Annotated in this window: 15 protein-coding genes and 1 pseudogene; 8 read left to right on the top strand and 8 right to left on the bottom strand. The window is 71.3% G+C overall.

Annotated features, from left to right (window positions below):
* Window positions 1-416, bottom strand: a pseudogene (locus ABD211_RS32290) (hypothetical protein); the annotation flags it as partial.
* A 275-nt stretch (window positions 417-691) separates the two neighbouring features.
* Between ABD211_RS32290 and ABD211_RS32285 the strand changes: the two are divergent.
* Genes ABD211_RS32285 through ABD211_RS32275 form a run of 3 tightly spaced genes read left to right on the top strand, consistent with a single transcriptional unit; the run spans window position 692 to window position 3163 of the window.
* Window positions 692-1375: an ABC transporter permease gene (locus ABD211_RS32285; protein WP_344140199.1), complete on the top strand. Its 684-nt coding sequence runs from the start codon at window positions 692-694 to the stop codon at window positions 1373-1375.
* The gene (locus ABD211_RS32280) at window positions 1368-2189 is read left to right on the top strand and encodes an ABC transporter permease (protein ID WP_344140197.1); all 822 of its coding nucleotides are present in this window, start codon (window positions 1368-1370) and stop codon (window positions 2187-2189) included. The genes ABD211_RS32285 and ABD211_RS32280 overlap by 8 nt, the downstream gene beginning before the upstream one ends.
* Window positions 2186-3163 (top strand): ABC transporter ATP-binding protein, encoded by a 978-nt coding sequence (locus ABD211_RS32275; protein ID WP_344140195.1) that lies wholly within the window; start codon window positions 2186-2188, stop codon window positions 3161-3163. Before ABD211_RS32280 ends, ABD211_RS32275 begins: the two co-directional genes overlap by 4 nt.
* Here the strand turns inward: ABD211_RS32275 and ABD211_RS32270 are convergent.
* Both ABD211_RS32270 and ABD211_RS32265 read right to left on the bottom strand, forming a co-directional pair.
* Entirely contained in the window at window positions 3127-4566 is a 1440-nt protein-coding gene (locus ABD211_RS32270; RefSeq protein ID WP_344140201.1) for a Fic family protein, read from the bottom strand. The two genes, ABD211_RS32275 and ABD211_RS32270, sit on opposite strands and share 37 nt — an antisense overlap.
* A gap of 320 nt (window positions 4567-4886) precedes the next feature.
* A complete protein-coding gene (locus ABD211_RS32265; protein ID WP_344140194.1) occupies window positions 4887-5441 on the bottom strand; it encodes a helix-turn-helix domain-containing protein in 555 nt (184 codons plus the stop codon).
* Between the two features lie 70 nt (window positions 5442-5511).
* On the opposite strand from ABD211_RS32265, the gene ABD211_RS32260 reads away from it, so the two are divergent.
* Both ABD211_RS32260 and ABD211_RS32255 read left to right on the top strand, forming a co-directional pair.
* A complete protein-coding gene (locus ABD211_RS32260) occupies window positions 5512-6210 on the top strand; it encodes an AzlC family ABC transporter permease (protein WP_344140192.1) in 699 nt (232 codons plus the stop codon).
* Window positions 6207-6518: an AzlD domain-containing protein gene (locus tag ABD211_RS32255; protein WP_344140190.1), complete on the top strand. Its 312-nt coding sequence runs from the start codon at window positions 6207-6209 to the stop codon at window positions 6516-6518. The genes ABD211_RS32260 and ABD211_RS32255 overlap by 4 nt, the downstream gene beginning before the upstream one ends.
* Window positions 6519-6522: 4 nt before the next feature.
* Here the strand turns inward: ABD211_RS32255 and ABD211_RS32250 are convergent, their stop codons facing one another.
* The 3 genes from ABD211_RS32250 to nadA all read right to left on the bottom strand — a co-directional run bounded on the left by ABD211_RS32250 (window position 6523) and on the right by nadA (window position 9887).
* On the bottom strand, window positions 6523-7155 hold the full coding sequence (locus ABD211_RS32250) for a DUF3043 domain-containing protein (RefSeq protein WP_344140188.1): 633 nt from the start codon (window positions 7153-7155) through the stop codon (window positions 6523-6525).
* A gap of 64 nt (window positions 7156-7219) precedes the next feature.
* Entirely contained in the window at window positions 7220-8560 is a 1341-nt protein-coding gene (murA, locus tag ABD211_RS32245; RefSeq protein WP_344140186.1) for a UDP-N-acetylglucosamine 1-carboxyvinyltransferase, read from the bottom strand.
* 154 nt (window positions 8561-8714) lie between these two features.
* A complete protein-coding gene (gene nadA / locus ABD211_RS32240) occupies window positions 8715-9887 on the bottom strand; it encodes a quinolinate synthase NadA (protein WP_344140184.1) in 1173 nt (390 codons plus the stop codon).
* Window positions 9888-9951: 64 nt separating this feature from the next.
* Between nadA and ABD211_RS32235 the strand changes: the two genes are divergently transcribed.
* From ABD211_RS32235 to ABD211_RS32225, 3 genes are all read left to right on the top strand, one after another.
* Complete coding sequence (locus tag ABD211_RS32235; protein ID WP_344140182.1) at window positions 9952-11070, top strand: glycerate kinase family protein; 1119 nt, start codon at window positions 9952-9954, stop codon at window positions 11068-11070.
* 485 nt (window positions 11071-11555) lie between these two features.
* On the top strand, window positions 11556-11918 hold the full coding sequence (locus ABD211_RS32230) for a HesB/IscA family protein (protein ID WP_344140180.1): 363 nt from the start codon (window positions 11556-11558) through the stop codon (window positions 11916-11918).
* Window positions 11919-12129: 211 nt separating this feature from the next.
* Window positions 12130-13113, top strand: a complete 984-nt coding sequence (locus tag ABD211_RS32225) for a carbohydrate kinase family protein (protein ID WP_344140178.1) — start codon at window positions 12130-12132, stop codon at window positions 13111-13113.
* Between the two features lie 194 nt (window positions 13114-13307).
* Here ABD211_RS32225 and ABD211_RS32220 read toward each other — a convergent pair whose 3' ends face one another.
* Both ABD211_RS32220 and ABD211_RS32215 read right to left on the bottom strand, forming a co-directional pair.
* Window positions 13308-13523: a sulfurtransferase TusA family protein gene (locus ABD211_RS32220; protein ID WP_344140176.1), complete on the bottom strand. Its 216-nt coding sequence runs from the start codon at window positions 13521-13523 to the stop codon at window positions 13308-13310.
* A 99-nt stretch (window positions 13524-13622) separates the two neighbouring features.
* A partial coding sequence (locus ABD211_RS32215) for an aminotransferase class V-fold PLP-dependent enzyme (protein ID WP_344140174.1) occupies window positions 13623-14333 on the bottom strand: 711 nt, incomplete at its 5' end.

The following is a 14333-nucleotide window of genomic DNA, read 5'->3' as shown; positions in this document are numbered from 1 at the left end:
GCCGGCGCGTAGGGGCCGGCGTGCGGCTGGCCGGGCCCGTGCGGCGGTTGTGCGGGCCCGTGCGGTGCGGCGGGGTGTCCCTGCGGCCCCATGCCGGGCTGACCGGGGTAGGGCCCCTGAGGGCCCGGGTGGGGTCGCGGCGGGCCCGCGTGCGGCGGCTGGCCCGGACCGTGCGGGGGCGGCTGGCCGTAGCCCTGACCTGCCACCGGGTAACCCTGCGGGGGGCGGGGCTGGGCCTCGACGCCCTCCGCGGCCTGGGCCCGGGCGCGGCGCGCGGCGCGCTCGCGTTCGAGCAGGTCGGCCATCTCGTCGTCGGCTTCCTCGGTGGGCGTGACCCGCGTCCACGGCATGGTCGGCACGGTCGCCCAGGAGGGCGCCGAACGTTCCGGCCGTTCGTCGCGGCGGTCGTCACTCACCAGGCCACCTCGTCACGATCAGTGCTGAAAAAGCCGTATGCCGGTCTGTGGAAGCTGTGGGTAAAGTCTCCAAGCCGGCTGCGTAGGGAGGTTACGGCGTGCATTCGGATCTTGCCACCGTACCCCCAGGCAGAACCGCTGACCGACTGTCTACTTTGCCCGTTCTGTAGGCATTAGCGGTTGCCGGCTTCCGGCGTTACGCCACCTACCGGCAGGCCACTGTGGCCGCGTGTGTTACCAACTCGGTATTCGGCTTCCTCCGTGGCTTTGTCTTCTTGGCGACGGTCGCCGGCGCCGGCGCGTCGGGAACCGCCGCCGGATACACCAGTGAGCAGTTGCTCACATTCTGTTGGGTAACGCAAGGGCTGATCGGCGTTGTCGCCCTGTGGGGCTGGAACGAACTCGGTGAGCGCATCCGCACCGGTGCCGTCGTCGCCGACCTGCTGCGCCCGATCAGCCCGGTGACCAGCTATCTCGCCGTGGACCTCGGCCGCGCCGGGGTCGCGCTGATCACCCGTTTCGTGGTGCCCGTCGCGGTCGGGGCGCTCTTCTTCGACCTCTACGTCCCCCACCGCCCCGCCACGTACCCGATCTTCGCCGTTTCCGTCCTGCTCGGCGTGATCGTCTGTTTCGGCTGCCGGTTCCTGCTCAACGCGACCGGCTACTGGCTGCTCGACCTGCGCGGGATCACCGTGGTGTGGCTGGTCGCCAGCGGCCTGCTGGCCGGTCTCACGTTCCCCCTGCCGTTCCTGCCCGACTGGGCGGTCACCGCGCTGTGGGTGCTCACCCCGCTGCCGTCGATCATGCAGGGGCCGTTGGACATCCTCGTCGAGCGGGGCGACGCGACCCGGGCGGGCCTCACCCTGGCGGCCCAGTCGCTCTGGGCGGTGGTCCTTCTCCTGATCTGTGGGTACGTGCAGCGGCGCGCGGAGCGCAAGCTGGTGATCCAGGGTGGCTGAGCCCGGGGTGGTGGCGGGCACGGCCGGCATCTACCGCCGCGTGCTCGCCGCCCAGATCCGCAGCCAGGCGTCCTACCGCGCGTCGTTCGCGCTCGACGTGTCGCTCAACGGGCTGGTCCCGATCCTGGACCTGATCACCATCCTGGTGGTTTTCGGAGTGACCCGGTCGCTCGGGGGCTTCACCGCCACCGAGGTCCTGGTCATGTTCGGCCTGTCGGCCACCGCGTTCTCGGTCGCCGACCTGGCCGTCGGCAACATCGAGCGGATCGGCTTCTACGTGCGCTCCGGCCTGCTCGACGCGGTCCTGCTGCGCCCGCTGTCCGGGTTCGGGCAGCTGCTCGTGCTCGACTTCACCCCGCGTCGCGCCGGTCGGGTCATCGTGTCGGTCGTCGTGCTCGCCGTGGCGCTCACCCGCGCCGACGTGGACTGGACGCCGGCCCGGGCGGCGCTGGTCGCGCTCGCACCGCTGGCCGGGGCGGTCATCTTCGGCGCCGTGTTCGTCGTCGGCGCGACCGTCGCGTTCTGGTGGATCGACTCGGGCGAGTTCGCCAACGGGTTCACCTACGGCGGGCGCGACTTCACGTCGTACCCGATCAACATCTACAGCACGTTCTTCCGCCGCGCGTTCGCGTACTCCCTGGGGTTCGGTTTTGTGGCCTACTACCCGGCGCTGGCCCTCCTGGGCCGCGCCGATCCGCTGGGCCTGCCGTCCTGGGTGAGCTGGGCGTCGCCCGCCATCGCGGTCGTGGCCGCGCTCGGCGCGACGCTGATGTGGCGGAGGGGCATCAGGCGCTACCGGAGTACGGGGTCATGACGGTCATCGAGGCGCGCGGCCTGCGCAAGGAGTTCACCATCACCCGGTCGCTCGGGCGGCTGCGCCGGTCCAAACGCGTCCTTGCCGCCGTCGACGGGGTGGACCTCACCGTCTGCGAGGGCGAACTGCTCGGCTATCTCGGTCCGAACGGCGCCGGCAAGTCGACGACGATCAAGATGTTCACCGGCGTGCTCACCCCCACGTCCGGGCACCTGCGCGTGTGCGGGCTGGAGCCGGTGCCGCAGCGGACGCGACTGACCCGGCAGATCGGCGTCGTCTTCGGTCAGCGCTCCCAGCTGTGGTGGGACCTGCCGCTGCGCGAGTCGTTCGAGCTCGCGCGCCACATCTGGCGGGTGCCGGCCGTCGAGCACGCCGCCCGGCTGCGGATGCTGCGCTCGCGCCTCGACCTGGACGCCTTTCTCGACACCCCGGTCCGGCAGCTGTCGCTGGGTCAACGGATGCGCGGTGATCTCACGGTGGCCCTGCTGCACGCGCCGCGCGTCCTGTTCCTCGACGAGCCGTCCATCGGCCTCGACGTGGTGAGCAAGCAGGCGGTGCGCGCGTTCCTCACCGAGCTGCGCGACGCGGGCGACACCACGGTGGTGCTCACCACCCACGACCTCGCCGACATCGAGCGCCTGTGCCGCCGCCTCGTCGTCATCGACCACGGCCACGTGGTCCACGACGGCACCCTCGCCGACCTGCACGCCCGCTACGGTTCCCGCCGCCGGGTGATCGTCGACTTCGAGGCACCCCCGACGACCTCGCTCGACCTCCCCGGAGTCTCGGTCGAGTCCCGGGACGGCGCCCAGGTCACGTTCTCCATCGACGGCACCGTGACGACGGCCGGCGCACTGGTCGCCCGCCTCCCTGAGCTGGGCTCCATCCGCGACCTGACGGTCACCGAACCCGCCATCGAGGACGTCATCGCCCAGCTCTACGCGTCCCCAGCCGAGGCCGCACCACGCGCGTGAGCGGTGAAGCCGAACCGGGCGGAGATCGGGGGCTGGCTCAGGCGCTGTCCGTACGCGTCCACCGCAGCGGACAAGGTCCTATCGATCAGATCCTCGACTTCCAGCCAGCGGACATCGAGGTTGTCTGAGCGTAGGAGCGTGACGGTATCCGTCGGTGCCGACGCAAAAAGGGGTTGCCCGTTCTCCTTACGCGCGTCCGCCCAGGCTGCAACCGACACGACCAGTACGTTGGGATCGTCGACAGTGACAACGATGCGGTAGTGCATGGCGAGGTCCAGGACGGTGATTGTGAGACCGACCAGGGTTAATCCGCGCGTACCGTGGCCCCGAACGCTGAGCCGTCCCTCCGCGGCAGGGTCGATACGTTTGAACGCCGACACGAGCCCGTCGCACGAGTCCTGAAGATGGCGACGCATCCGTGTGGTGAGTGCTTCGCTCAGGGCCGCCGCTTCTTCGATCTCACTCATGGTGGTGCGATCGCGGTTGCGCTCGATGCGTTCGGCGTAGGCGAGTGCGATATCGACGGCGTTCTGCGACGCCGGCCGCACCACGGCGGGTCGTTCGATCTCGGTGCGGAGGGCGACGATCTCCAGTTGGGCGAAGAGGCGGATGAGGGGGCGCAGGTCGTTGTCGTTGGCCGCGTCGAGAGCGCGGATGTAGTCCTCACGGTTGCGGCGGTCCACGACGAGCGGCGCGTGGCGGGCCTGGAGCAGGACCAGCAGTGTGAGTGCCCGTGCGACTCGGCCGTTGCCGTCGGTGAACGGGTGGATGCAGATGAACCGGTGGTGCAGCCAGGCCGCACGGACGACCGGATGGACATCGGTCATCTCAGCGTGGAGCTTCACAAGCCGCTCCATCTGCGCCTGTACGTGTTCCGGGGGTGTGTACTCCAGCATGGTGCCGTCGCCCCGGCGGACGTGGTTGGCGTGGGTCTTCCACTCGCCGTGCGGTAGGGGCACCTGGACCAGGTGGCCCAGCGCGTTGCGGCCCTCGTACGTGAGCTGGTGCTGGGTGATCAGCTGGTGCAGTTCGCGGACGAAGAAGATGGACAGGTCCCGTCCGTCGCGGACGGCCTCCGTGAGGTACTCCAGGGCGCCCAACTGGTCGCTGATGAGGCGGAGCGCGTCGTCGCTGACCCCGCCCTCCCGCTCGGCGACCTCGATTGTGATCCCCTCGGCGACGAGGGCCTCCGTGACGCCCCAATCAAGATCATAGAGTCGCTCGATGATGCCGGTCTCGATGGCGTGACGGCGCAGGCTACGCTGCCGGGCCTCGGCGAACTCCTCGGCGGAGGCGTGGCGGATGGACTCCTCCCAGGCCACGCGCAGCGCGTCGACCGTCGAGAGGACGGGTGTCACCGTCCCGTTCAGGTCGGGCAGCGGCTCTACCTCGCGCCAGCGCATCGTCACGACTCCGAGCGTAAGGCTTCGGCCGTCTGGTGACGGGTGGTCGGACGTGGTGTCCTGCGAGGTTTTTCGGGGTTTGCGGGGTTCCCGGAGGCGATTGTTGATCGCCTCAAGTGGAATCGTGCGGGCTGGTGGCCCTCAGAAGGGCGCGTTCGCCGCACGAATCTCATGTGGACGATCAGCCACCGGTGCCCGTTCGGTGATTTGACCGGTCTGTGCCTCGATGACAGGGGATGTTGATCGTCTTATGTGGATTCGTGGTCGGGATGTGGGGACCTGGCGCCGGATCGCGGTCACGAATCCTGTGTGGACGGTGGTCAGCGGTGTTCCATGATGAGGGTCAGCCAGGTGTCGGGGGTCAGGGCCTCGTAGGAGTGGGGGGCGTCGCCGGGGAACGTGGCGTAGTCGCCCGCCGACAGGTCGATGAGGGCGTCGACCGGGCCCACCCGGACGGCGCCGTGGCCCACGATGACGTGCTCGACGCTGCCGACCAGGTGCGGCTCCGCTACGCGGACGGCGCCGGGCTCCATGCGGATGACGTAGATGTCGCGGCGCGTGCCGGGCGGGCCGGAGGCCAGCAGGGTGCCGGTGAAGTGCGCCTGGTCGGAGCGGACGACGTCGCCCTCGCCGGCGCGGATCACCCGGACCGGGGGCGTCACCGGCTCCACCAACTGGGCGAACGGCACGTTCAGCGCCACGCCGAGCGACCACAGGGTCTCCACGCTCGGGTTGGCGGCGCCGGATTCCAGTTGCGACAGGGTCGACTTGGCGATGCCGGCGCGGCGCGCCACCTCGGTGAGGGAGAGCCCGGCGCGCTCGCGTTCGCGGCGCAGGGCCGCGGCGATGACCGTGCCGATCCCGGTGTCGCTCATCAGTGTTCGCTCCATCGGTCGAGGTATTCGGTTTGACGAACAGCGCCAGTCGCGTTCACTATTTTGAACCATGCGTACGCTCTGGCGAACACTGGATCGCCGGCTCATCCGCGACGTCGCCGCCCTGGGACTCGCGGCCGGGTTCGTGGGGCTGTCGTTCGGTGCCATCGCCGTCGCCTCCGGGCTGCCGGGCTGGGCCGTCGTCGCCATGTCCACGCTCGTCTTCGCGGGCGGGTCGCAGTTCATGGCCGTCGGCATGATCGCCGCCGGGAACCCGGTCGCCGCCGTGCTCGGCGGCCTGCTGCTCAACGCCCGGCACTTCCCGTTCGGGATGGCCGTCGCCGACGTGCTCGGCGCCCGGTGGCGCAACCGCCTGGTGGGCAGCCACCTCATGATCGACGAGTCGGTGGCCTTCGCCCTGGCGCAACCGGACGAGAGACTGCGCCGGCAGGCGTACTGGATGACGGGGTTGACCTTGTTCGTGTGCTGGAACACCGGCACCGTGGCGGGGCTCGCGCTGGGCAACGCGGTCGGGGACCCGGCGACGATCGGGCTCGACGCGGCGTTCCCCGCGGGCCTGCTCGCGCTGATCCTGCCGGGGCTGCGCGAACCCGCCGCGCGGCGGGTGGCGGTTGTGGGGGCCGCGGTCGCGGTCCTCACCACCCCGCTGCTCCCCGCCGGCCTGCCGGTGCTGCTGTCCCTCGTCGGCCTCGTGGCGGCCGGCGTCGGCCGCCCCCGCGGTTCGGAACCCGCGGAGGTGCCGGCATGACGTTGGTGATCGTTATCGGGCTGCTGGCCGTGGGGACCTTTGCGCTGCGGTTGGGCGGGGCCGTGCTGCGGGGCAGGGTCACGCTGCCCGGCTGGGCGCGGCGGTTGCTGCCGCTCTCGGCGATCGCGCTGCTCGCGGCGCTGGCCGCCACGGCGGCGTGCACCGACGGCGGCTCGTTCGTGGGCGTGGCGCGCCCCGCGGGCGTACTCGTGGGGGCGGTGTTGGCGTGGCGGCGGGCGCCGTTCATCGCCGTGGTGGTCGCCGCCGCGGTCGTCGCGGCGGGGCTGCGCCTGCTCGGGGTGCCGTGACCGGCTAGATCTGCTCGCCGATCTTGACCTGCGGGGCGGGCATGCGGATCTTGCGGAACGTGATCGACCGCATGATCGCGTAGAAGTAGTGGCCGCCCATCTTGGTGGTCGTCTTCGGGAGGCGCTCCTTGATGAGGCGCTTGACCTTGCGGCAGAGCAGGAAGCTGTCGATGATCACCGCGAGGGCCAGGAACACCCAGAACAGGTTGGCGGCCACCTGGACGGCGGGCGGCATGGACTTCGACGAGCCCACGATCACGATCAGGGCGCCGAGGAAGAACATCGTGCCGATGTTGCGGCGGGAGTCGACGACGTCGCGGACCAGCCGGCGCTCCGGGCCGCGGTCGCGGGGGAGCAGCTTGTCCTCGCGGCCGGCGAGCATGGCGGCGCGGTTCTCGGCCCGCTCGGCGCGGTCCTTCTCGCGCAGGCGCCGGTAGGCCTCGCGGCGGTTCTTCGGCGGCGGCTCGGCGACACGGCGGCCGCCGTCCTTGCGCTTGGGGGTGGCCCGGCCCTTGCTCGGCGTGTACGCCTTGGACTGGGCGTCCGCCAGCGTCCCCTCGTCGGCCGGGGCGGCCTCAACCTGGGCGACGGCGTCGGCGACGAGATCATTGGACTTGCGACGGAACAGTGTGGGCACGGGGCAAGGGTAGCCGAGCCCCGCGCCCACGGCTAAGCGTGGTGAGGCGGCGACGTAACCAGTGTCACGGCCGCTCGATGTGGGCGCCGAGGCCGGCGAGCTTGGCCTCGAAGTCCTCGTACCCGCGGTGGATCAGGCTGACGCCGTAGACCGTCGAGGTGCCCTCGGCGGCCAGCGCGGCGATCAGGTGGCTGAACCCGGCCCGCAGGTCGGGGATCACCAGGTCGGCCGCGTGCAGCTTGCTCGGGCCGGCGATCACCGCGGAGTGGTTGAAGTTGCGCCGCCCGAACCGGCACGGCGTGCCGCCCAGGCACTCCCGGTACACCTGGATGGTGGCGCCCATCTGGTTGAGCGCCTCGGTGTAGCCGAGCCGGCGCTCGTACACGGTCTCGTGCACGATCGACAGGCCGCGCGCCTGGGTGAGCGCCACGACCATGGGCTGCTGCCAGTCGGTGCCGAAGCCGGGGTGCACGTCGGTCTCCAGGACCGTGGCGCGCAGCTCGTCGCCCGGGTGCCAGAAGCGGATGCCGCCCGGCTCGTGCGGCCCGTGCGGGTCGGTCACCTCGAACTTGCCGCCGACCGAGCGGAACACGTTGAGAAAGGTCATCATGTCGGCCTGCCGGGCGCCGCGCACGAGCACGTCGCCGCCGGTGGCCAGCGCCGCCGAGGCCCAGCTCGCCGCCTCGATCCGGTCGGGGATGGGGCGGTGCGCGTACCCGTCGAGGCGGGCCACGCCCTCGATCTCGATCACCCGGTCGGTGTGCACCTTGATGATCGCGCCCATCTTCTGCAGGACGCAGATGAGATCCATGATCTCCGGCTCGACCGCCGCGTTGCGCAGCTCGGTGACACCCTCCGCGAGTACGGCCGTGAGCAGCACCTGCTCGGTCGCGCCCACGCTGGGGTACGGCAGCTCGAACTTGGTGCCGCGCAGCCCGTTCGGGGCTGTGAGGGTGATGCCGTCCGGCTGCTTGTCGACGATCGCGCCGAACTCGCGCAGCGCCCCGATGTGGAAGTCGATCGGCCGGTCGCCGATGTGGCACCCGCCGAGGTCCGGGATGAAGGCGTGCCCCAGGCGGTGCAGCAGCGGCCCGCAGAACAGGATCGGGATCCGGCTCGACCCGGCGTGGACGTTGATCTCGTCGGCGCTCGCCGACTCGACGTTCGTGGGATCGAGCACCAGCTCACCGGGCTCGGGGCCCTCGCTGACCCGGACGCCGTGGACCTCGAGCAGGCCCCGGACCACCTCGACGTCGCGGATGCGCGGCACGTCGAACAGGCGGCTGGGGGTCTGGCCGAGCAGCGCGGCCACCATGGCCTTCGAAACCAGGTTCTTCGCGCCCCGGACGCGGACCTCGCCGCGAAGGGGGGTGTTGCCGTGCACCACGAGAACGTCGTTGCTCAACGTGAACCTCCGGCGGGTCAAAAACGCGGGGACGGCGGACGCCAGAAACGGGGCGTGGGGGTACGAGATCACACGCGCCCTGGCCGGAAGCATAACCGCCCGTTCACCGTGGGAAACCCCACAGCCGCAGGTACGACAGTCGGCGACTGGACCGTTACTGAGCGGGTAGGGCCAGCATCTGGTCCAGCGCCACGCGGGCGAAGTGGGCCGTGTCCGCGTCGACCGTGATTACGTTGGGTACACGTCCGGCGACAAGTTCCTCCAGCGCCCACACGAGGTGCGGCAGGTCGATCCGGTTCATGGTCGAGCAGTAGCAGACCGTCCGGTCGAGGAACGAGACCGTCTTGTCCGGGTGCCGGTTGGCCAGCCGCCGCACCAGGTTGAGCTCCGTGCCGATGGCCCACGCCGAGCCGGCCGGCGCCGCGTCCAGCGTCTTGATGATGTACTCCGTGGAGCCGACGTAGTCGGCGGCCGTCACGACCTCGTGCCGGCACTCGGGGTGCACCAGGACGTTCACGCCCGGGACCCGCTCGCGCACCTCGTTGACGCAGTCGAGGGTGAACCTGCCGTGCACGGAGCAGTGGCCCCGCCAGAGGATCATGCGGGCCTGGGCCAGCTGCTCGCTGGTGAGTCCGCCGTCGCGCTTGTGCGGGTCGTAGAGGACGCAGTCGTCCAGCGTGAAGCCCATCTCAAGGACCGCCGTGTTGCGGCCCAGGTGCTGGTCCGGGAGGAACAGGACCTTCTGTCCCTGCTCGAACGCCCAGGTGAGCGCCCGCTTGGCGTTCGACGAGGTGCACACCACGCCGCCGTGGCGGCCCACGAAGCCCTTGATCGCCGCGGACGAGTTCATGTACGTGACCGGGACGACCCGGTCGGCGATGCCCTCGGCCTCGAACAGCTCCCACGCCTGCTCGACCTGGCTCAGCACGGCCATGTCCGCCATCGAACAGCCGGCCGCCAGGTCCGGCAGGATCACCCGCTGCCCGGGCGTGGTCAGGATGTCCGCGCTCTCCGCCATGAAGTGCACGCCGCAGAAGACGATGAACTCCGCCTCCGGGCGGGCGGCCGCGTCGCGGGCCAGCTTGAACGAGTCGCCCGTGACGTCGGCGAACTGGATCACCTCGTCGCGCTGGTAGTGGTGACCGAGGATGAACAGCCGGTCGCCGAGCGCCTTCTTGGCCGCCGTCGCGCGGGCGACGAGGTCGGGGTCGCTCGGTGCGGGCAGGTCACCCGGGCAGTCGACGCCACGCTCCGAGTCGGCGTCGCTGCCCCGACCGAGGAGCAGCAGGGCGGTCGCGGTCGGCGAGGGTTCGGCGAACACAGTCACGCTCACATGGTCCCACGCGCGGCGGTGATCGCCATCGGTGTGTGATCCGGCAGACTTCGCTTTCGTGCGCGTAGTCATCTGCCCCGACAAGTTCGCCGGCACCCTCACCGCCGTCGAGGCGGCCCGGGCGGTGGCCGCCGGCTGGGCGTCCGCGGCGCCCTTCGACGACCTACGCCAGCGACCGCTCTCCGACGGCGGGCCGGGGTTCGTCTCCGTGCTCGCCGAGGCCGTCCCGGGGCGGCTGGTGTCCGTGCCGACGGTCGACCCGCTGGGCCGGCCGGTCGTCGGAACTCTTCTGATCGCCGGTCCCACCGCGTATGTCGAGAGCGCCGACGCCTGCGGCCTGCACCTGCTGGACCCGTCCGAGCGCGATCCGTCCGTCACCACGTCATACGGCCTGGGCGCCCTCGTGGCGACGGCGGTGGAGCACGGGGCGCGGGAGATCGTGGTGGGTCTGGGCGGTTCGGCTACGAACGACGGCGGGGCCGGTCTCCTGGCCGCCCTCGGCGCGACCCCGCTCGACGCGGCGGGCTACGCCGTCCCTTATGGCGGCGCGGCGCTGCTCGGCTGCGCCTCGCTCGACGGCGTACCGCGTGTGCGCGACGCCACCCTGGTCGCGGCGACCGACGTCGACGCGCCGTTGACCGGTCTCTACGGCGCCAGCGCCGTCTTCGGCCCGCAGAAGGGCGCCACCCGCGAACAGGTACTCCGGCTCGACGCGGCGCTCGACCGCTTCGCGACCGTCCTGGAGCGCGACCTGCCCGGCTGCCCGCCGGGCCTCGCCGCGCTGCCCGGCGCGGGGGCCGCCGGCGGGATCGGCGCGGCCCTGCTCGCGATGGGCGGGCGCCGCGAGTCGGGCATCGGGCTCGTACGGCGCCTCACCGACCTGGACGCCGCCCTCGACGAGGCGGACGTGGTGATCACGGGCGAGGGCATGTTCGACGACCAGTCGCTGCGCGGCAAGGTCGTGGCGGGCGTAGCCGAGGCGGCCCGCGACCGGGGCGTCCCGTGCCTGGTCCTGGCCGGCCAGGTCGAGGCCGGCCGGCGCGGCGCGCTCGCCGCCGGCGTGACGGAGTCCCACGCGCTCGCCGACCAGCCCGGCGGCCTGGCGGCAGCCCTTGCCCGCCCCGCGGAGGTCCTCCACGACCTGTCCGCCCGCCTGGCCCGCCAATGGAGCCGCTGACCCTGCCACGACATACCCGCCGCCCGCGCCCCTCGCCATAGGCGACCTTCTGGCGGGGCGGAAGTTGAGCAGTCACCACCAGAAGCGCACATATGACGAGAGGTAGAGGCTCGTGGCGCCAGATGTGCGTTGCTGGTGGGGTGACCAGCCCTCCGTCCCGCCAGATGTGCGCAATTGGCGAGGTGGGCGGCGTGAGCCCCGCCATCTGTGCGCATGTGGTGACGTGGCCGATCCGGTGAGCCGTTATGTGTGCACATTCAGCGCTGATCGAGCTCGCCACGTGTGAGCTTGTGGCGGACGGGAAGGTGGACGTCCTGGCACGAGGGGACTGTAGGCGAGGGGTCGAGGCGGGCAGGTAGCGGTGTGACTGGTGGGTCACATGATCAACTCCGTGGGGCGGGACGTGCCTAGAATGGGGAATTGCCGGCCGGGCGGGTAGCGTTACCCCGGACGGACCTCATCACCGGCGTCAGGGAGTACCTACCGTGACTGTTTCGCAGACCTCCGAGTCGACCCAGGCCGCGTCGGGCGTCGTGCTCAGCGACGCGGCGGCGACCAAGGCGAAGGCCCTGCTCGACCAGGAGGGCCGCGACGACCTGCGGCTTCGCGTGGCGGTGCAGCCCGGCGGCTGCTCCGGCCTGCGCTACCAGCTCTTTTTCGACGAGCGCGAGCTTGAGGGCGACGTCGTGACCGAGTTCGGCGGCGTCGGTGTCGTCGTGGACCGCATGAGCGCGCCCTACCTGGCCGGCGCCACGATCGACTTCGTGGACCGCATCGACGCTCAGGGCTTCACCATCGACAACCCCAACGCGCAGAACTCCTGCGCCTGCGGCGACTCGTTCCACTAATCAGACTCGTTCCACTAATCAGACGTATCGTCACCGGCCCGGCCGCCACACGCGGCCGGGCCGGTGGTGTCTGTGACGGCGCCCGGCCGGTAGGCTTGTCCGGCAACCGGCCCGTCGGCAGGCGGCTTCGCTGCGCTGTGCGCCGTTTGCCGCGCCGACGCATCTCCCCGGCGTGACACGTCCGCCGCACCGAGACCTAGGGGCCCGTCCGATGAGAGTCGCCGTAACCGGCTCAATCGCCACCGACCACCTGATGCACTTCCCGGGTCGCTTCGGCGACCAGTTGCTCGCTGACCAGCTGCACAAGGTCTCGCTGTCCTTCCTCGTGGACGACCTTGTCGTCCGGCGGGGCGGCGTGGCGGCCAACATCGCCTTCGGCATGGCCCAGCTGGGCCTGCGTCCGGTGCTCGTGGGCGCGGTGGGTGTCGACTTCGACGACTACCGCTCCTGGCTGGAGCGTCACGGCGTGGACTGCGAGTCGGTGCACGTCAGCGAGGTTGCGCACACCGCCCGCTTCGTCTGCACGACGGACGAGGAGATGTGCCAGATCGCCTCGTTCTACGCCGGCGCGATGAGCGAGGCCCGCAACATCGAGCTCGGCCCGGTCGCCCACCGCCTCGACGGCCTCGACCTGGTGATCATCAGTGCGAACGACCCCGACGCGATGCTGCGCCACTCCGCCGAGTGCCGCGCCCGGGGGCTCGCGTTCGCCGCGGACCCGTCGCAGCAGCTCGCCCGCATGGACGGTGCCGACGTGCACGCCCTGATCGAGGGCGCCGACTACCTGCTCACCAATGAGTACGAGAAGTCGTTGCTGGAGTCGAAGGCGGGTCTCACGGACGCCCAGGTGCTCGACCTTGTCAAGATCCGGGTCACCACCCTCGGCAAGGACGGCGTGGAGATCACCGGCCGCGGCCTGGACCGCATCCACGTGCCGGTCGCCAAGGAGGTCCGCGCCTACGACCCGACCGGGGTCGGCGACGGCTTCCGCGCGGGCTTCTTCGCGGCCCTGTCCTGGGGGCTGGGGCTGGAGCGGGCGGCCCAGGTCGGCTCGCTGCTCGCCACCCACGTGCTGGAGACGGTCGGCACCCAGGAGTACGACATCCGTTCGGACATCTTCGCGAAGCGGCTCGCCGAGTCCTACGGCGACGCGGCCGCCGACGAGGTCGCGGCGCACCTGAGCCCGCTCGCCTGATTCGTTGGCCTGAGCGCGTCGCCCCCGGCGGGGGTTTGGCCGGGGGCGACGCGGGCCGACGCTGTGACCGCGGGGACGCTCTGTTCGGGCGTCGTCCGGGCCACCCACACCCTGGTCGGCCATTGAATCAGGGGAGCTATGGAAGCGCTCCCATTGTGGGCCAGGAATCTTACGGATGTCAATGCGGGTGACCGCTACACGCGCCGGACGTCGTAGGTGTCCGGCGCAGGGGAGCCCAGATACTCCTGCTGGCGCATGCGGCACCAGGCCGGCACGTCGACGGCGGCCGCCGGATCGTCCGCGAGCAGTCGCACCACCGTGCCGGCGGGAGCGTCCGCCATCCGCCGCGCCAACGTGATCACCGGCAGCGGACACCGCTCCCCGCGACAGTCGAGCACCTCGTCAGGCATGTCGCCACCCGGTTCGCCCTGAGATCCCGGATGGGAAGGGTCGCCGTGGCGACCACCTTGATCCAGGATCCGCGAGGTGGGACGGGGCGGGGAGGCGGGTCACAGGCCCACCGCCCCCGACTGGGCGCGCAGGCGGGCGACCACGTCCGGCAGAACGGCCAGAAAGCGGTCGACCTCCGCCCCGTCGACGTCCGTCGGGAGGGACAGGCGCACGTTGCCGTGCGAGAGGACGCCCATCGCGACCAGTACGTGGCTGGGCTCCAACGTGGAGGACGTGCACGACGACCCGGACGACACGGCGAAGCCGAGCCGGTCCAGCTCGTGGACCAGCGCCTCGCCGTCGACGTAGAGCACGGAGAACGTGACCAGGTGCGGCAGCCGGTCGACGGGGTCGCCCACCACCTCCACGTCGGGCACCGTGGCCGCGACCGTGGCGCGTACCCGGTCGACCAGGGCGCGCAGGCGCGCGTCGGCGGCCGCGGACTCCGCGGCCACGGCCCGCAGGGAGGCGGCGGCCGCGACGATCGCCGGCAACGCGGGAGCGCCGGGTGCCCGGCCGGACTCGCGCTCGTCGGTCGGGAACGGGGCCACCCAGCGCGCCCCGGCACGGACCACCAGCAGACCCACGCCGGGCGGGCCGCCCCACTTGTGCGCGCTGCCCGACAGCACCGACCAGCCGGTCGGCACGGGTGCGCGACCCAGGATCTGCGCGGCGTCCACATACAACGGGACCCCGGCCGCGGCGCGCACCTCGGCCACCTCGGCGACCGTCTGGACGGTGCCCACCTCATGACTCGCCGCTATCAGCGC

The organism is Luedemannella flava (genome assembly GCF_039528515.1).
In the GTDB taxonomy this organism is placed as follows: domain Bacteria; phylum Actinomycetota; class Actinomycetes; order Mycobacteriales; family Micromonosporaceae; genus Luedemannella; species Luedemannella flava.
Note: the sequence above shows the minus strand (reverse complement) of the source record. Positions and strands in the feature narration are given on the sequence as shown.